15 protein-coding genes are annotated in these 17,108 nt (G+C 60.5%); 9 read left to right on the top strand and 6 right to left on the bottom strand.

What is annotated here, in order from left to right; translation table 11 throughout:
- Nucleotides 1–175 precede the first annotated feature (175 nt).
- Nucleotides 176–703 (bottom strand): hypothetical protein, encoded by a 528-nt coding sequence (locus ABHV46_RS13025; protein ID WP_438381791.1) that lies wholly within the window; start codon nt 701–703, stop codon nt 176–178.
- Nucleotides 704–907: 204 nt separating this feature from the next.
- On the opposite strand from ABHV46_RS13025, the gene ABHV46_RS13020 reads away from it, so the two are divergent.
- The 4 genes from ABHV46_RS13020 (at nt 908) to ABHV46_RS13005 (ending at nt 5,954) form a co-directional block, all read left to right on the top strand.
- Nucleotides 908–1,738 (top strand): ABC transporter ATP-binding protein, encoded by an 831-nt coding sequence (locus ABHV46_RS13020; protein ID WP_438381790.1) that lies wholly within the window; start codon nt 908–910, stop codon nt 1,736–1,738.
- Complete coding sequence (locus tag ABHV46_RS13015; RefSeq protein ID WP_438381789.1) at nt 1,735–2,610, top strand: hypothetical protein; 876 nt, start codon at nt 1,735–1,737, stop codon at nt 2,608–2,610. The genes ABHV46_RS13020 and ABHV46_RS13015 overlap by 4 nt, the downstream gene beginning before the upstream one ends.
- A gap of 102 nt (nt 2,611–2,712) precedes the next feature.
- Complete coding sequence (locus ABHV46_RS13010) at nt 2,713–3,174, top strand: hypothetical protein (protein ID WP_438381787.1); 462 nt, start codon at nt 2,713–2,715, stop codon at nt 3,172–3,174.
- 80 nt (nt 3,175–3,254) lie between these two features.
- Nucleotides 3,255–5,954 (top strand): M16 family metallopeptidase, encoded by a 2,700-nt coding sequence (locus ABHV46_RS13005; protein WP_438381786.1) that lies wholly within the window; start codon nt 3,255–3,257, stop codon nt 5,952–5,954.
- 122 nt (nt 5,955–6,076) lie between these two features.
- Here ABHV46_RS13005 and ABHV46_RS13000 read toward each other — a convergent pair whose 3' ends face one another.
- The 4 genes from ABHV46_RS13000 to ABHV46_RS12985 are packed head-to-tail and all read right to left on the bottom strand — an operon-like array spanning nt 6,077 to nt 8,352.
- A complete protein-coding gene (locus tag ABHV46_RS13000; RefSeq protein ID WP_438381785.1) occupies nt 6,077–6,304 on the bottom strand; it encodes a hypothetical protein in 228 nt (75 codons plus the stop codon).
- A 2-nt stretch (nt 6,305–6,306) separates the two neighbouring features.
- The gene (upp, locus tag ABHV46_RS12995; RefSeq protein WP_438381784.1) at nt 6,307–6,948 is read right to left on the bottom strand and encodes a uracil phosphoribosyltransferase; all 642 of its coding nucleotides are present in this window, start codon (nt 6,946–6,948) and stop codon (nt 6,307–6,309) included.
- 32 nt (nt 6,949–6,980) lie between these two features.
- Nucleotides 6,981–7,367 (bottom strand): peptide-methionine (R)-S-oxide reductase MsrB, encoded by a 387-nt coding sequence (msrB, locus tag ABHV46_RS12990; RefSeq protein WP_438381783.1) that lies wholly within the window; start codon nt 7,365–7,367, stop codon nt 6,981–6,983.
- Between the two features lie 49 nt (nt 7,368–7,416).
- Entirely contained in the window at nt 7,417–8,352 is a 936-nt protein-coding gene (locus tag ABHV46_RS12985) for a LysR family transcriptional regulator (RefSeq protein WP_438381782.1), read from the bottom strand.
- 128 nt (nt 8,353–8,480) lie between these two features.
- Here ABHV46_RS12985 and ABHV46_RS12980 point away from each other — a divergent pair, with 128 nt between their 5' ends.
- The 4 genes from ABHV46_RS12980 to ABHV46_RS12965 all read left to right on the top strand — a co-directional run bounded on the left by ABHV46_RS12980 (nt 8,481) and on the right by ABHV46_RS12965 (nt 13,219).
- Nucleotides 8,481–9,359: a 3-hydroxyacyl-CoA dehydrogenase family protein gene (locus ABHV46_RS12980; protein ID WP_438381781.1), complete on the top strand. Its 879-nt coding sequence runs from the start codon at nt 8,481–8,483 to the stop codon at nt 9,357–9,359.
- Nucleotides 9,356–10,234: a hypothetical protein gene (locus ABHV46_RS12975; protein ID WP_438381779.1), complete on the top strand. Its 879-nt coding sequence runs from the start codon at nt 9,356–9,358 to the stop codon at nt 10,232–10,234. Before ABHV46_RS12980 ends, ABHV46_RS12975 begins: the two co-directional genes overlap by 4 nt.
- Before the next feature lie 166 nt (nt 10,235–10,400).
- Nucleotides 10,401–11,939: a 2,3-bisphosphoglycerate-independent phosphoglycerate mutase gene (gpmI, locus tag ABHV46_RS12970; protein ID WP_438381777.1), complete on the top strand. Its 1,539-nt coding sequence runs from the start codon at nt 10,401–10,403 to the stop codon at nt 11,937–11,939.
- Nucleotides 11,921–13,219: a murein hydrolase activator EnvC family protein gene (locus tag ABHV46_RS12965; RefSeq protein WP_438381776.1), complete on the top strand. Its 1,299-nt coding sequence runs from the start codon at nt 11,921–11,923 to the stop codon at nt 13,217–13,219. The genes gpmI and ABHV46_RS12965 overlap by 19 nt, the downstream gene beginning before the upstream one ends.
- A 139-nt stretch (nt 13,220–13,358) precedes the next feature.
- Here ABHV46_RS12965 and ABHV46_RS12960 read toward each other — a convergent pair whose 3' ends face one another.
- Nucleotides 13,359–15,254 (bottom strand): hypothetical protein, encoded by a 1,896-nt coding sequence (locus ABHV46_RS12960; protein WP_438381775.1) that lies wholly within the window; start codon nt 15,252–15,254, stop codon nt 13,359–13,361.
- A gap of 338 nt (nt 15,255–15,592) precedes the next feature.
- Between ABHV46_RS12960 and ABHV46_RS12955 the strand changes: the two genes are divergently transcribed.
- Nucleotides 15,593–17,080 carry a S41 family peptidase gene (locus ABHV46_RS12955; protein WP_438381774.1) on the top strand — a complete coding sequence of 496 codons (1,488 nt, stop codon included), beginning with the start codon at nt 15,593–15,595 and terminating at the stop codon, nt 17,078–17,080.
- Nucleotides 17,081–17,108: the final 28 nt, after the last annotated feature.

The raw sequence follows: 17,108 nt of genomic DNA, 5'->3' as shown, positions 1-17,108 counted from the left end.
AGGGGCCATACAAGGCGTCACCGTGTTCTCACCACCTTATGTCAGTCCGCAAACATCTTTTTCAAAGAGGCGCTACGGCCCGATAGCAGCACCGATCTCGAGCCCTGTCGGAGTCGCCCTTCAGGCGGAGCGTCCGAGCAGGTCGGACATGTTTTCTGAGCCGCTCACACAGGACTTAATCGCGCAGACCGCCCATGATGGGTCGCAACTCGACGTGGCTCTGGCTTCTGCGTCTGACGGGCGGTCGGGGCTGGCATGAGACGAAATAGAGTCCCATTGCGAAAATCAGATTCGATACGATCATGAACAGATCGACGAGCATAAGGGCGCCACTGCCCGTAACCCCCCTCCAGAGCGAATAGATCAAAAAGGCGACATTGAGCGGGCGCATACCAAGCAGGAGCGAGCGTAGTGGGTTGGCCTGACCTGGCCGCACCAGCTGACGCATTCTCATGATGCCTAGATAGAAAGCGACGAACAGCACCCAGTTCAGGATGTTGAAAACCGACCCACCCAGGGACGTATAACCGCAAAAGGAGATGATAAGGATCGCGGCCAGAAAAAAGACGATGGCGCCAAGTTGCAGGCTCATCCCCAGTTCTGCAGAAGGCAACCGTTCGGGCAATCTGTCAGAGACTGGCTGGAAGACCCGATCGAGCAGCCAGAGATCGGCCTGATTAATGCGTTCGACGAATGTAGACATGCGGCTGATTTACCGTGCTGTCGCTCCGGACGCACCCGTTTTCTTCGCATGAGCGCGGTCGAACCAAGGGGGAGGCACGCATCGCTGCCTTCTTACAAATACTGGATCCAAATCTCCGACAATTCGAAAGTAAAATTTAATCTTTTGACAATCATCAGCACGAAAAGATTATAATAGTTTCGAATCATCAAGGAGTTCCCGCTCATGGCTTTGCCGGTCATCCTCGATCATCTGAGCAAGACTTATGACGGTCGGAGAGTTCTGGATGATATCAGTGTTTCGCTTCAGCCGGGCAGTATCAATGCCCTGCTCGGCCCCAATGGCGCAGGCAAAACCACATTGATCGGATGTCTGCTCGGGCTTCTGACGCCCGATGCCGGATATGTCCGCATGTGGGGCGAAGCCGCCGACGCCGTGAGCCCCGCCTCACGCCTACGTATCGGCTTCGTACCCCAGACCATGACAGGGCTCACCTGGTTCCGCGTCCAGGAACTCAAGGATTATCTGCGTGCCTTTCGTGACAATCCTGAAGATCGGGAAGACCGGCGATGGGCCGACTGGGCAGCCCTCGACCCGAAGGCCCGGATCTCGACCCTTTCAGGCGGAGAACGCCAACGCCTGGCCATCGTGCTGGCCCTGCGCTTTTCGCCCGATCTGATCATTCTCGACGAGCCGGTCGCGAGCCTCGATCCGATGGCGCGGCATGATTTTATCGCTCTGCTTTCGCAGAGCGTGCAGAGCCGGGAGACCACGGCCCTGATCTCGTCCCATATCATTTCCGATCTGGAGCGGATTTGCGATCGCTTTCTCGTCATGAAGAAAGGTAAGCTTATCGGTGATCTGAGCGCCGATGTTTTCGCCCGCGAGATACGGCGCCTCGCCATCTGGCCCGATGCGACACTCGGTCTGGAGATCTTGGCCGATTTACCCGATGGCAGTGTCTGGGTGCGAGGCTGGCGTCCCGAACTGGATGTCCTGAATCTTCCCGTTCTGTCAGGCGATATGGAAGCCTATTTTCTGGCGCTGACACGATGACCTTCGTAGCATGCGCCCCCATAGGGCGAACCGTTCGAGACTGTCTGCGCGCCATGCGGCTCTACGTCTCGCCAGTTTTCCTGCGTGAAAACCCCCTGGCTTTTCTGGCCATTCTTTACGTCGCTCTATGCTTCGGTTTCGCTTTCCTGCGTCATCATGACCGGCTCGGACACGACCGGTTCTGGCATGACGGTCGCTATACGATTTCGCCTGTTCTGGCACCGATATGGTGGGTTTCGCTTTACGCCAGCTTTTCAGCGATCAGCCTGCATTACTGGCGTCAGATCCGACCGACGACGACCTATCTGCTCGTACGGCTGCAGCGAGCGGAATATCACGGCGTCCTTGCTGTCGGGCTGATATCGATTTTCCTGCTTGCCCTGCCACCTCTGTCAACCGGCGCTCCCACACTCAACTGCTTCGCACTCGAAGCCATTGGCCTGTTCTTGTGGTCTGGCCCAAGACCGGCGAACCGGGCAGAGGCCCTGAGAGGCGTGATGACGCCATTGGGCATGGTCAGGTTTATCGGATTCTTCTTTCTGCTTGTCCCCCGGATGCAGAATTATCTGTTCTCCGTACCGTGGTATGTCGCTGTCGTCATCATTATTGCCTGTCTGGGTATGGCCCTGCGCCTTTACCGCTTCCGGGATTATCGTCTGGCGCCCGAGACGCCCCGAGATCTCCTTGCCTCCGCCCCTGAAACTCTTTCCACCCCCGTGGAACGTGTCGCCTCTTTCATTCTATGGCGCCCATCACGGCTTGTACGCCTGCCCCTTGCCGATCCAGTGCATACTGGCAGTCCGATTGCCGTTGCCTTGCTGGTTGTCGGTTCGACGCTGATTTTCGGCTGTCTCGCTGAATTCATCGCCTAGATAGCGGATGGAGTCATCCCGTCTCCAATCGCTTTGCGTCATAGGCTGCCCAATCTGTCACGTCAGAGCCTCCTCCTGATTGGCGTGAGTCTTTCCGCATGGATGACCCAGCGCGGAGACTGGCCCTTTCTCCTGACGCTCGGGCCTTATGGCGAGAAACGCATCTTTGCCCGCGCCGTCTATCGCCTCCATTTGCAGCGCGCCTTACAAGCCGGTCTCATCGCCGGCACGATGATCGCTCTGACCACATGGTTCGATGAGCGGCTGGCTTTCGGACCGGCTCTGGTGGCAGGCTGGGCATGCGGGCTGTTTCTGACAGGCGCCAGTTGCCTGCCGACACTCGCGTTTCTCGTTCCGCGGTTCAATCGCCCGGCAACGATCGCCGTTCTCAATATCGGCGCCATGCTATTGGGCATGCAATTCGCAACGACGCTCGTAATGCAGACAGGGCTCTGGTGGCGCTGGCTGCTGACACCCGGCTCACTTCTATTCGCCCTGCTGTGCTTTTTTCTTATCCCACCACGTCTTGCCGCGCAGGACTGGCCTATAGAACCACCCCGCTAACCGCGGGCAACATGGACAGCCTGCGACAAGCTGTTACGCTGCCTGCTTTCTTTCGCGTTTCCTGCCATCAGGAGTTTGACATGGTCGTGCTGCCTCATCTGCGCAAAATGCTTCTGGCCTCGAGCCTGCTCATTGCCCCGGCGCTTTCCCTCCCCGCCCTGGCAGCGCCCGCCACTCCCGCCGCTCATGCGGCGACCGCGATGGACAGCGCCGTCAAGGCCACCCTGCCGAACGGGTTGCGCGTCGTGATCGTGCCCGATCGCCTTGCCCCCGTGGTGCAGACGCAGGTCATCTATCTTGCCGGTTCGGCCGCCGCGCCCAATGGCTTTCCCGGCACGGCACACGCCCTCGAACACATGATGTTCAACGGCTCGAAGGCGCTCAGCCGCGATCAGCTTTCGACCGTCAGCGCACGCATCGGCAATGTCAGCAACGCGTTCACGACCGAAGACACGACACAGTTCTATTTTCAGGCACCGGCGCATTATCTCGATTTGCTGCTCAAGATCGAAGCCGATCGCATGCGCAATGTCCTGCTGACCGATGCCGACTGGACGCATGAACGCGGCGCCATCGAGCAGGAGGTCGCCCGCGACCTTTCAATGCCTTTCCAGCGCTACACGATCGCGCTGAACCGTGCCCTGTTTGCGGGCACGCCGTATGAGCATGACGCGCTCGGCACGCGCGAGTCCTTCGACAAGACGGACGCGAAGCTGCTGCGCGGCTTTTATGACAGCTGGTATCAGCCGAACAACGCCATTCTGCTCATCGTGGGCGATGTCGATCCTGCAACCACGCTCGACAAGGTGCGCAACCAGTTCAGCGCCATCCCCTCGGGCAAGCTCCCTGCACGCCCTGTGGTCGAGCCGGCGCCGGTGGAAGCGCAGACCATCAAAATCGACAGCGACTATGCCACGGGCATTCTGAGCATCGCGTATCGTATGCCCGGCTCACAAAGCCCGGATTACGCCGCTGCACAAATTCTTGCCGATGTTCTGGCCAGCCAGCGCGGTGCGCTTTTTGCCCTCGTGCCCCAAGGCAAGGCGCTGGGAACCGAATTTTCCTATAGTGCCCGCGTTCATGCCGGTGTCGGCAGCGCTCTGGCCGCCTTCCCCAAGGGACAGGACCCCAGCACGCTTCTTGGCGAAGTGCGCAGCATTCTTGAGACGATCCGCCGGAAAGGCGTACCTGCCGATCTGGTCGAAGCCGCCAAGCGCAAGGAAATCGCCGCTCTCGAATTCAATGCCAACGGCATTACCGATCTGACCCAGAGCTGGGCCGATGCGCTGGCCTATAGCGGCGTGAACTCACCCGCCGATCTGGTGAAGGCCTATCGCGGTGTTACGCTCGAACAGGTCAATGCGCTGGCTGCGCGCCTGCTCGACCCCGCTCATGCCGTTACCGGCATCCTGACTCCCTCAGGCGGCAAGTCACCCCAGATCGGTGGCGCCAAGGGGCCGGAATCGCTTCTGCCCCCGCCCAGCAAGAATATCGCTCTGCCCGACTGGGCTGCGACGGCTCTGGCCGATCTGCCCAAGCCCGAGCCGCTGAGCCTGCCTGCGCGCTACACGCTTAAGAATGGCATTACCCTTCTGGTCCAGCCCGAGCATGTCAGCCACACGATCCGTCTCTACGGTTCCATCCGTCACAATAGCTACCTGCAACAGCCCAAGGGGAAAGAAGGCGTTGCCGATCTGACGAGCGATCTGTTCCTGTTCGGCAGCACCAGCCATGACCGCCTCGCCTTCGCAGCGGCTCTCGATGCGCTGGCCTCCGATGCCAATGGCGGCATATCGTTCTCGCTCAGCACTCTCAGCGCCAATTTCGACAAGACGCTCGCTCTTCTCGCTGAAAACGAGCTGCACCCCGCCTTTCCTGCCCAGGCTTTCATGATCCTGAAACAGCAGGCCATCGCCGCGCAGGCAGGGGTTTTACAATCTCCCGGCTATCGCTTCCAGCGCGCCGTGGCCAAAGCCCTCGCCCCCTCTGATGATCCGTCACTGCGCGAGACGACGCCACAGACTCTCGCATCGATCTCGCTCGCAGACGTGCAGAGCTTCTATAAAGCCGCCTATCGCCCCGACCTGACGACCATCGTCGTGATCGGTGACATCACCCCTGAAAAAGCTAAAGCCTCAGTCGAGTCAGCGTTCGACACCTGGTCTGCAACCGGCCCGCAACCTGTGGTCGATCTGCCCGCAAGACCCCAGAGCAAGCCCTCTCAAGCGGTCATCGACGATCCGGGTCGCTTGCAGGATTCGGTCTATCTCGCCCAGACCGTCGCCAGCGGCGTGAATAACCCCGATCGCTATGCGCTAGAAGTGGGCAATGAAGTGCTCGGTTCCGGCTTCTCGTCACGCCTGATGCAGGATCTGCGCGTACGCACCGGCATGGTCTATACCGCCGGTTCCGATTTTGCCTGGTCAGCCAATCGCGGCGCTTTCATGATCTCCTACGGCTCGGATCCCGACAAGACCAACAGGGCCCGCGACGCTGCCCTGCACAACGTCGCGTCCATGCAGTCCAGCCCGGTTTCGGATGACGAGCTTCTTAACGCCAAGGCGTCCATCCTGCGCGCCATCCCCATGGAGCGCGCCAGTTTCGGCGGCATCGCCGGACAATATCTCTCGCTCATCGATCTTGGCCTGCCTCTTACCGAACCCGATGAACGCGCCAGAGCTGTTTACGCCATGAGCGCCAAACAGGTGCAGGATGCCTTCCATCACTGGGTGCGCCCCGAAGACATGGCCCAGATCATTCGCGGTCCGGCGCCGAAATAGCGGAAAATCTCAGGGCTTCGCCCTGAAACCCACCAAAGGGCCGTCGCCCTTTGGATACCCATTTATATCAGGGATGAAAAGGGCGCGCCCCTTTCCGGGGGGCGGGGCAGAGCCCGCAGATCTTAGAAGTCTGAGGGAGCCGAACCGGAAGCATCGGCAATCGCTGCGGCCTCTTCTTCGAGATAAGCGGCCAGATCGCCGCCTGTGGCCGCGTTCAGATCGCGCTCGGCGATACCGGCCTTATTCGCTGCGGCGACGCAGGCCTGAGCGGCCTGATCGGGAGTACCCCAGCTCGAGTAATGGGCTTCGACCCAGCTATCGAGCCATTCATCGATATCTTCGCTGGTCATGATCAGCGTGTTCCGAAAAGGCGGTCGCCCGCATCGCCCAGACCTGGGCGGATATAGCCTTTTTCATCCAGACCGCGATCGACCGCGCAGGTAACGACGCGCACATCGGGATGACGCTCGGCGAGGCACGCCACACCTTCGGGCGCGGCGAGCAGACAGACGAAGATGATCTTGCGCACGCCGCTCGCCTTGATGCGATCGATGGCCGCTGCCGCGCTATGGCCGGTGGCGAGCATGGGATCGACCACGATGCATTCGCGCTCGGCCACGTCATCGGGGAGCTTCATGTAATATTCGACCGCTTCGAGCGTGTCGTGGTCGCGGTATAGCCCCACATGACCCACGCGGGCCGCGGGAATGAGATCGAGCATACCGTCGAGAATACCGTTACCGGCACGCAGGATCGACACGAAGCAGAGCTTCTTGCCCGAGAGCTGGCGCCCCTCCATGCGTTCCAGCGGGGTGTCGATCTCGACCGGCTCGGTGCTGAGGTCACGCGTGGCCTCGTAGCACATCAGCAGGCTCAGCTCGCGCGTGAGCCGACGAAACCCCGCAGTCGAGGTCGAAGCCTGACGCAAACGGGTCAGCTTGTGTTGAACGAGCGGGTGGTCGAGCACGACCAGGGAGGGAGGAAGGGCTGTCATAGCGCGATCCTTAGCGAAAAATCGTTGCGCTGTCAGCTTGGTTCGAAACGAAGCGCCACACCGTTCATGCAAAAGCGCAATCCGGTCGGTTTCGGCCCGTCGGGAAAGACATGACCGAGATGACCCTTGCACTGGGCGCAATGCACCTCGATGCGGGTCATGCCATGGGTCTTGTCGATAGTGGTCTCGGTCATGCCCTCACGCGGGCTAAAAAAAGACGGCCAACCGCTGCCGCTCTCGTATTTCGTCGAGGAATCGAACAGCGGTGCCTCGCATCCGGCACAGTGATAGACACCCTCGCGCTTCTCATCGTTGAGCGGGCTCGATCCGGGGCGCTCCGTGCCATGCTCGCGCAGCACACGATGCTGTTCGGGGGTCAAGGGAAGGCCGCAGCTGGGCATCTGGATATCGTCGCTCATGGAAAGGATCCTTTTTCCGAGGCCGGGGAGATACGCCTGATATGGCACTTCAGCGCGTTTTTTCCAGCGCGTCAGCCTCCTTCCGGTTCAGTTTCAGCCGTTCGATAAGGCGGGTGATAAAGGCCTCGGCGACAGGGCGCGTGTGATGTCTTACGGGTTGGGCGGCGTAAAGCGCGCCCGAGGGCAGGCGATAGCCGGGCAGGACACGCATGAGCTTCCCCTGTGCCAGAGGCTGCGCGCATAGTTCGAGGCTGGCCGCGATAATGCCGCTCCCCGCACAGGCAAAATCGAGACGGATCGGCGCAGGTGTCGCCGCGATACGGCTGTCGAGCTGGATGTCGATCTGTGCCCCGGCCGATGATCCTCCCTCCCCCTCGACCGGGATGAGCGTCCAGCCTTGTTCCCCGGGGCGGACGAGACAGGGAAACGAGGCGAGATCCTGCGGCGTCAGCGGCTGGCCCTGCCTCTCCAGCAACGTCGGAGCGGCGAAAAGCGCGATGTCATACGTGCCGATGCGCCTGATACGATAGTCGCCTTCATTCATTTCATCGCGCCGATGACTGAGAAAAACGTCACATTCGGCGCGCTTGAAATCGGGCAGACTGACGCTGGCCTCCAGCGACACGCGCAGAGCAGGGTTTTGCGCTAGCATCTCCCTGACGATCGGGTTGACGCAGGAAATCAGAATTTCGGGCGGTGCTGCGATACGCAACACACCGCCGCTGCGAGCATCGCGGCAGAGCGCTTCCACACCATTATCGAGCGTATCGAGCAGGGGCGCCACGAAAGCGCTGAGGCGCTCACCGGCCTCGGTCAGACGCAACCCCTCGGAACCCGTCTCGACAAGATTCAGCCCAAGACGGGCCTCCAGACGCTCGACACTGCGCGAAACGCTGGTTGGATGCACACCCAGCCGCTTTGCAGCGCGCGTGTAGCTCAGACTATCGGCAACTGCGATAAAAACACTGTATTCGTTCCGACTCATGCCTGAATTTATGCAGTCACGCTCTGCGTTATTGCAAGATTTGAGCGTTTCGAAGCGCGTTATGATGCCTCGAATTCAATCAAGGTGGCGTCACTTTTTGACGCTTCCTGACTGAAGGGAGAATCTTCGTGACAAACACTGTGACTGAACGAGCCAGAACGCGCCCCGCAACAGTTATCGGCGCCGGAACGCTCGGACGACGCATTGCCTTGATGCTCGCAACGCGTGGCGGACAGGTGCGACTATTCGATAGAGACGCCGGTGCGACACAGGCCGGACTCGATTATGCACGCGCAGCGCTGCCGGGCCTCGTTAAAACCCTCGAAGGCGGCATAGCCGGTCAGATCGACAGCGTAGCCACGCTTGAGGCCGCCATCGATGACGCCTGGCTGATTGTCGAGGCGCTACCGGAGCGGCTGGACCTCAAAATTTCTCTTTTCGGTACGCTGTCGCAAAAAGCGGCTCCTGACGCGATTTTTGCCACCAATTCGTCCTCCTATCCGTCAAGCACAATGGTGGCAGAAGTAACGGACAGAACGCGTGTTCTGAATACGCATTTCATGATGCCGCCGGAGCAGCGTGCAGTGGAACTCATGTCCTGCGGCACCACGCGTCCGGGCTTGATGGAAGACCTCGCCGCCTATTTCTCGACGCTGGGGCTTTCACCCTATATCGCGCAAAAAGAGAGCATTGGCTTTATCGAAAACCGCATCTGGGCAGCCATCAAGCGTGAGGCGCTCTGCGTTGCGGCTGAGGGCGTCGCGTCTCCCGAAGTGATCGACCGCATCTATTGCGAGACGCAGGGAACGCCAATGGGGCCGTTTCGGGCGATGGATCGGGTCGGTCTCGATATCGTGCTGCAGATCGAAGAGCATTATGCGCGCGCCTACCCCCATCTGCCTGAGGCGCCACGCAAGCTTCTGAAGACGATGATCGCCGAAAATCGGCTCGGCCTGAAGACGGGTCGTGGATTTTACGATTACAACGAAAAGGGACGCGCATCATGAGCAAGGATCCGATCCTCTACACACTCGAAACCGCGCCACCGGCCATCACCGCGCTTTCGACCCGTGACGGGCATGTGGTCGCGCGGTTCGATGCCTGGTGGGGGACCCCCGATGGCCTCTGGGTAGACCCCGTTGCAGGCCAGATTACCTGGACGAATATGGGCGCGGATTGGGAGGCCGCCGACGGCACGATCGAACGCGCACGGCTGGATGGCAGTCAGCACGAGGTTCTGGTCGGCAAGGGACAGATCGTCACGCCCAAGCAGCTTGCTGTCGATCGGGCGGAAGGTCATCTTTACTGGTGCGACCGCGAAGGCATGAGGATCATACGCAGCCGCCTCGACGGCACGGGAATCGCGGTATTGCTGAAACGCGGAAACTACCCTGAGGACATGCCCGATTTCTCGCGGCAATGCGTGGGTATTGCGCTCGACCTGGTTGCCAGACAGATCTACTGGACGCAGAAAGGCTCCCCCAAAGGCGGCATCGGGCGCATTTTCCGCATGCCCATGGCCATGCCCGAAGGCACCGATCCGTCGAGCCGGACCGATATCGAGACTTTGGCCGATCACCTGCCCGAACCCATCGACCTGCATGTCTGCCCCGGCTCGAATCGCCTTTACTGGACCGATCGCGGTGCGGCACCCGACGGCAACAGCCTCAACATGGCGCGCATTGGGGCCAGGGGGCTGCTCGAACACAAGGTCATTCTGCGTGGTCTCGATGAGGGTATCGGCCTTGCCATCGACAAGACGGAGACATTCGCCTTCGTCAGCGATCTGGGCGGCACGATCAGGGTGGTCGATCTCAAGACCGGAGAGAGCCACGTGCTTCGCCAGCAATCGGCCACGACAGGCATCTATCTCGTCGAGTAGCCGACGCAATCGTTGAAAATCGTGCTGTGAGGGGCCGACAGAGCCTCGCCCCTCACCTGTCTTGTGATCGCCCCAATGCCGGGAAAATCGCGCTGCGCCCTGGGGGGAGAGTTCGCACGCGCGTCAAAATGCGTCATGATATGCCCAAATTTGCAGGAGACTTCTCATGTCCGCATCGCATTCCGGCACACCGCGCCCGGTCATGCTCGTCATTCTCGACGGGTTCGGTGACAGCGCAACCCGTGAAGACAACGCCGTTGCCCTCGCCAACACGCCGAATTTCGACCGCCTCTGGGCCAGTTCACCCCATGCCTATCTCAGAGCCTGCGGCGAGGATGTGGGACTGCCAGAGGGTCAGATGGGCAATTCCGAAGTCGGCCATCTCAATATCGGTGCCGGACGTGTGGTCATGCAGGATCTGCCGCGCATCACACGCGCTGCCCGTGACGGATCTCTGGCTCAGAACCCGTCTCTCTGTGCCTTCATCGACGCGCTCAAAGCCAGCGGCGGCACCTGTCATCTCGTGGGCCTCGTCTCGCCCGGCGGTGTTCATGCCCATATGGATCATATCGCCGCGCTGGCGAAAATCGTGGCCGCAGCCGGTGTGAAAGTGGCGCTGCACGTGTTCTCAGACGGGCGCGATACGGCGCCTGATTCGGGCGATGGCTATATTCGCACGCTTGCCGTCGAGCTGCCGGAAGGCGCGTCGATTGCGACCGTGAGCGGACGCTATTACGCCATGGACCGCGATAACCGCTGGGAACGTGTCAGCCTTGCCTATGATGCGATCGTCTCGGCCAAAGGGGAGCACGCCGCCGATGCGCTGTCCGTTCTGCCTGGGAGCCAGGCAAAGGGCGTGACCGACGAGTTCGTCGTGCCGACCGTGATCGGCGATTACGCCGGCATGAAGGATGGCGACGGCATTCTGTCGGCCAATTTCCGAGCCGACCGTATCCGCGAATTGCTCGATGCGATGCTCTTCTCCGGTTTCGACGGGTTTGCCCGCTCCAAGGTCGTCACATTCGCCTCTGTCTGCGGGATGACGGCCTATAGCTCCGCTCTCGCGCCGTTCATGAGCGTGATGTTCCCCAAGCAGTCGATGGACCAACTGCTGGGCGATGTCGTCTCTCAGGCCGGTCTGGCACAGCTGCGCATGGCCGAAACCGAAAAATACCCGCATGTGACGTATTTCCTCAATGGCGGACGCGAAGCCATTCTGCCGGGCGAAGAGCGTATTCTGGTGCCGTCGCCCAAGGTCGCGACCTATGATCTCCAGCCCGAAATGTCGGCGCCCGAACTGACCGATCATGCGGTCAGATCGATCGAGAGCGGCAAATTCGACCTGATCGTGCTGAACTTCGCCAATCCCGACATGGTGGGCCATACCGGCGTGCTCTCTGCCGCGATCAAGGCCTGCGAGACGGTGGATACCGGGCTCGGGCGCATTGTCGACGCCATCGACAAGATGGGCGGCGCGCTGATCGTCACCGCCGATCATGGCAATTGCGAAACCATGCGCGACCCGGTGACGGGTGGGGTGCATACCGCCCATACGCTTAATCGCGTACCGGTGATCCTGCATGGCGGGCGCGGTGTCACCGCCATTCATGACGGTCGTCTGGCCGATCTGGCCCCGACGCTTCTGACGCTGATGAACCTGCAAAAGCCGGCGGACATGACCGGCAAATGCCTCATCAACGGCTGAGCCAGCCCATGCCGGTCAAAAAACTGCTCCTGACCGGCATTCTGCTGACCGGGGCCTGTCTCATGGGGCAGGCCCCGACTCTTGCGGCCTCCCACACAAGACATGCCGCGCCGAGCGCCAGCCAGAAGGCACTCGACAAGGCGAAACAGGACCGCGAGGCCCTGCTCTCGCGCAAGGCAAGAGAAGCCGCGCTGATCGACACCCAGCGTAAGGCGCAGACGAAGGCCGCACAGGAAGCGGCGCTTCAGGCGGAACGCGCACGCCATTTCTCGGCCCTGACGGACCAGGCCGCAGCGGAACTCGCTGCGACAGAAAAACAGATCGACAGTCTCACTCAGGACATTGCCCGGTTGACCGAGCAGCAAACCCGACAACGGGCGGCCCTCGCCCGCAGACGGGCAAGCCTGCAAGCTATTCTGCCGGTGGCGCTGCGCCTTGCGCGCTATCCAAGCACGTCTTTCGTTGCCCTTTCCGGTCAGGCAGACAAGTCCGTTCAGGGACTGAGCCTGATTGCCGGGCTGACCCGCCTCACCACGCGGCAGGCAGACGATCTGCGCGGGCAGCAGGCGCTTCTCGATCAGACCGCGCAGCAGCTCGCCGAGCGCAATGACGCGCTCGAAAAAGCCCAAAAGACGCAGGCGAGATTGCGCGACGTCAATGCCCGCAAGATGGATGCGGCGACAAAACAGCAGGAAGAGGCGGAGTCCCGCCTGAAACAGGCTCGTGCCGAAATCGCCTCTGCTACGGCCAAGGCGGCAACGCTCGACGACGCCCTCACCGCCATAGACAAGACCCAGGCCCGTCTGCGCGCGCGTATGGAGGAAGAAGCAAAGGCCCTTGCGCTGCAAAACCAGAAAGAAAAGTCACAGGCCATGAGCAGCCAGGCCAAACGCCTGAGCGGTTCGACAGGCAGCGGCGTCAGTCATGGCGGCGGCCACGGCCCCGTTGCGGGTAGTATCGTGACCGCCTGGCATCAGGACACCGAGAGCGGCCCCGCCACGGGCATTACCTATGCAGCGCGCGCATCGAGCCCCGTAAGCGCGCCCTGCGCCGGTCAGATCGATTTTGCCGGGCCGTTCCGCTCCTTTGGCAATATGATCATTCTCGATTGCGGTCGTCATTACCGCTTTGTGCTTTCCGGCATCGGCCAGCTTAGCGTTGCAAGCGGCCAGAACGTTGGCCGCAACACAACTCTGGGCGCCATGGACGCCGCGGGCGGACGGCTTTTCGTTCAATTACGCTCTGGCAGCACAATCGTCGATCCGCGTCCTTATCTCTAGACGCCGGATGAGTGACACCTGTTCGACAGCATATCCCTCACCCGCCATGCGGTCGTGATTGGCCGCAGAATGCACGACAAGAACGGCGATCTCTCGCCCCGTTTACGTCATCTGGTCCGCGACAACGGCGAGGCCCCGATCAGAATGCCTCCAGCCTGACACGCTTCCACCGATCCTTGGCGATGCAGACATAGTGATAATTCTCGTCATCCGTGAAATCTCCGGCGTTGCAGGGCGCATTGCCGGAAGCTGGTGTGGACAGGGCCTCGTGATAATGTCTGGCGGTGAGATCACCACCCACTGCCAGTTTTCTGGCGTCGATCATGAGCTGCCTCTGGTCGCCCTGAAAGATCTCGACAACCTGCGATGGGCTTCTGCCGACGAAAAGCAGCTTGCCAGCGGCGAGCAGGATCTCTGTCTTGGCATAGGCGCCCCCGCCGACCAGAAGCGTGCCACGCAAGGAGGCATTCCCCTGGTCGGAGAGGACAAAGCATGTAGCACTTTTGTCACCAACGCTGCGAGCGGGAGGAGTGTCGGGGCCTCCGCAAAGAGAAACACCGTTTTTCGCCCAGCCCGGATTGAAGACGATGCTGCCCCCGGTTCGACCGGCATCGCTCATTCGATAGAAACTGTCGCCATAGCGAGGGCCCAGCCACCATGACGTGTCATGCTGGTTTTGCAGATGGCGAGCATCGCCATAACCGTTGCTGTCGACCTGCTGCCACATCTTGAACTGCGACGTCCAACCCGCATCGCGAAACGGCTCTTCGTTGAATTCGAAAACTTCCTGCCTCGCGCCGATTATGGGCGATGGGCCAAGCTTGGGCACGACCTTGAACGCATCTCCGTCGAAATCCATGCTCGAACTCACAAGGTTGACGCGTATGCCTGTCGGCCATTGGCTTGCGATGGCCAACCCATAGCTATCCGTGCTCACCTTGTTCGTGAAGCCGCTTCCTATCGTGAGGCCATGCATCGTCGCCTCATAATCGGGCCCAGAATACCAGTTATCGAGTTCCTCATCGCAGGATCGCGACGGTGACAGGTTCTTAGGGTCAGAACGATCCTTCGTTATCTGTACGGAGCATGTGGTGTTTCGGGTGAAATGCTTGACGTAGATACCGATCTCTATGAACGGATGCGTGTAGCCGGGCCAATAGGTCGTATCGAGCCTGTCGCGGCTCTCCGGTCTCATGGCGATATTATTCGATCCAATGGCTGGCGCGTGTCCTGGATCGACAGCGGTGGCGCCATTGGCAAGCTTGGAGAGAAAAGGCTGCCACTGCCCTCTCATGGTCAGAACGGTAAAGCTGCCGTTTTTATCCGAGCCCTCGTGCCAGCCAATCAGATCCTGGGCGTAGAGCGGGTTTGACAACCCACGATGCGCCTCGACACCATCGAAAGCTGGCCAGCCATCCCTGAAAACCGGGCCCGCCGCCATATTCGTGATTACATGAGCGCCACCATGCATGAAGGCGCGATAGCTTGCGGGAAGGGCCGGTCTGAGGATCGCCTCTCGGGATGAGAACGAAACCTCATGAGAGACGCCGTTCTCGTCCCTGAAATCGGCGCCAGCGACGTACCAGGGCGGATTGTTGATCGCCAGCGTGTAATCCGCGACGGCTTCATACGCGCCAGCGCCGCAATTGGTGCCGGTCAGCGGTGCGAAGGACATCAAAACCGAAAAGACGCAGCCACCATTATCGCCAGCTCCGTAAGGCAAGGCGGTGAATTTAGAAAAGACGCTATCCAGCAAGGTGTGCCCACCGACGAGCATGAGTTCGGGCGCCATATATTTGTACTGCACCCCGAATGTGAATTTTCGCGCGGGCTGGTGTACTGCTGGGTTATCCGTCCATCCGAGATTGGGCGCGGGCAGATCGGGTATGCGTGGAGCTTCCATCGCCGAGAGTGACTTCGTGGTGTCGATGGACCGGTCTGTCGTACCCCCGAAAGGTGAAGAGGACGCCTGTTGTGCCCATGTATCTGACAGACAGGCCAGAAGCAGGGCAGCGACGATGCACAGTTTTTTCACGACTGGTTCTCCCTCACGACATTCCCGCGGTTTCGGACCTGTTGTTTCTTTCTGGGATCTCTGTGAGCCCTTCGACGCATCGGGTGTCGTCGCCTGACGGTCAAGACAAATCTCCCGCACGCGCTAGACGTCGGGCGAGGCGGTCGTCAGAACCGCGCTGTCGATGCAGGATCCTGCTTGGCGATTCTGTGTTGTTTCGACAGAGTGCTTCAAGACGTTTATAGATTTCAGACTTCAGGTTGGACCGGATCCGTGTTTTCGGATCGTGCTGACAGAAAGACGCTAACAGGATCGGCTTCGGGCCATTGGCGCCGCACCGGATTCAAGGGATGAATTGCATGAAGCTCCGCACTGGTCTGCTGCTCGGAACGGCATTCCTGGCCGGAATCACCGCCGGTCCGACGTTGGAAGCCATGATGGCGCCAAGCCTTGGGCAGATGATCAGCAGCAAGGCCTTCGCCAAAGAGGTTGCCGCAGACTCCGACAATCACAGCGAGACCCTGCGCCTGCTGACCCTGTTCGGCACCGTGCTCGATCTGGTGCGCGCCGAATATGTCGAACCGGTCAGTGACAAGGATCTGATCAACAACGCGCTCGACGGCATGGTCGGCGGTCTCGACCCGCATAGCTCCTATATGAACGAAAAGCAGTTCAAGGACATGCAGATCCAGATCAGCGGCAAATTCGGCGGTCTGGGCGTGCAGGTCCAGCAGCAGAATGGCCATATCCGCGTGGTCTCGCCGATCGATGGTACCCCGGCCTCGCGCGCCGGGCTCAAACCCGGCGACTACATCACCGAAGTCGATGGCAAGTCACTTGAAGGCATGACGCTCGATCAAGCCGTTACCAAGATGCGCGGCGATCCAGGCACCAAGATCACGCTCACGATCATTCGCGCCAAGGAGCCGAAACCGCTCAAGGTCACCATGACCCGTGAAGTCGTGCATGTTCAGGTCGTCCGCTCGGCGCTTTACGGCAATATCGGCTATATCCGTATTTCCGAGTTCGACGACGACACCGAAACCGCGATGCATGAGGCCTTCGACAAGCTCAAGGCCAAGGCCGGTGGCAAGCTTCAGGGCCTCGTGCTCGATCTGCGTCTGAACCCGGGCGGCAAGCTCGACCAGGCGATCTCGGTCAGTGACGATTTCATCCCGGAGGGAGAGATCGTCTCGATCCGCGGCCGCCACGCCGAAAACAACCGCCGCTGGGATGCCAAGGGCACAGACATCACCGGCAAGCTGCCGATCGTGGTGCTGATCGATGGCGGTTCGGCCTCGGCGTCGGAAATCGTCGCCGGTGCGTTGCAGGATCATCGTCGCGCCGTGCTTCTGGGCGAGAAATCCTTCGGCAAGGGCTCGGTGCAGTCGCTCATTCCCGTACCCGGCCATGGCGCAGTACGCCTGACGACGGCGCGCTACTACACGCCTTCAGGCCGCTCGATCCAGGCTCTGGGCATTGCCCCGGATATTCTGGTGAAGGAGAGCAAGGACGACGATGGCTACGGCTATCGTGAAGCCGATCTCGCCCATATCATCACCAATACAGGCGGCAACAAGAACAAGGCGCCGGTGCGCACCGACCTGCCGTCGATCTCCACCAGCATCCCCAATGCGCCGCCGGAAAACTGGCCGCGCTTCGAATTGTCGAAGCCCGCGACGGATTTCCAGCTTCAGCAGGGTCTGCGCGTGGTGCGCGCCATGGCCTCTTTGCCGGACGAGGCTCTGCCTCTCGGTCAGCCTCCCGCCGACAAACCGTCGGACAAGAAGGATCAGAAACCGGCCCCGGCACCAGCCGCTCCGCCGGCACCCGCACCCAAGCACTGATCTCACCCCTTCCGGCCCCCACAGAGGG

It is taken from the genome of Asaia sp. BMEF1 (genome assembly GCF_051628905.1).
In the GTDB taxonomy this organism is placed as follows: domain Bacteria; phylum Pseudomonadota; class Alphaproteobacteria; order Acetobacterales; family Acetobacteraceae; genus Asaia.
The sequence above is the reverse complement of the archived record's forward strand: the minus strand, read 5'-3'. Positions and strand labels throughout refer to the sequence as shown.

Excerpts from the sequence above, each read along its gene's own strand:
- ABHV46_RS13025 (WP_438381791.1), bottom strand. The coding sequence starts at position 703 with ATGTCTACATTCGTCGAACGCATTAATCAGGCCGATCTCTGGCTGCTC.
- ABHV46_RS13000 (WP_438381785.1), bottom strand. The coding sequence starts at position 6,304 with ATGACCAGCGAAGATATCGATGAATGGCTCGATAGCTGGGTCGAAGCC.
- ABHV46_RS12975 (WP_438381779.1), top strand. The coding sequence starts at position 9,356 with ATGAGCAAGGATCCGATCCTCTACACACTCGAAACCGCGCCACCGGCC.
- ABHV46_RS12965 (WP_438381776.1), top strand. The coding sequence starts at position 11,921 with ATGCCTCATCAACGGCTGAGCCAGCCCATGCCGGTCAAAAAACTGCTC.
- msrB (WP_438381783.1), bottom strand. The coding sequence starts at position 7,367 with ATGAGCGACGATATCCAGATGCCCAGCTGCGGCCTTCCCTTGACCCCC.
- ABHV46_RS12985 (WP_438381782.1), bottom strand. The coding sequence starts at position 8,352 with ATGAGTCGGAACGAATACAGTGTTTTTATCGCAGTTGCCGATAGTCTG.
- ABHV46_RS13020 (WP_438381790.1), top strand. The coding sequence starts at position 908 with ATGGCTTTGCCGGTCATCCTCGATCATCTGAGCAAGACTTATGACGGT.
- gpmI (WP_438381777.1), top strand. The coding sequence starts at position 10,401 with ATGTCCGCATCGCATTCCGGCACACCGCGCCCGGTCATGCTCGTCATT.
- ABHV46_RS13015 (WP_438381789.1), top strand. The coding sequence starts at position 1,735 with ATGACCTTCGTAGCATGCGCCCCCATAGGGCGAACCGTTCGAGACTGT.
- upp (WP_438381784.1), bottom strand. The coding sequence starts at position 6,948 with ATGACAGCCCTTCCTCCCTCCCTGGTCGTGCTCGACCACCCGCTCGTT.
- ABHV46_RS12955 (WP_438381774.1), top strand. The coding sequence starts at position 15,593 with ATGAAGCTCCGCACTGGTCTGCTGCTCGGAACGGCATTCCTGGCCGGA.
- ABHV46_RS13005 (WP_438381786.1), top strand. The coding sequence starts at position 3,255 with ATGGTCGTGCTGCCTCATCTGCGCAAAATGCTTCTGGCCTCGAGCCTG.
- ABHV46_RS13010 (WP_438381787.1), top strand. The coding sequence starts at position 2,713 with ATGACCCAGCGCGGAGACTGGCCCTTTCTCCTGACGCTCGGGCCTTAT.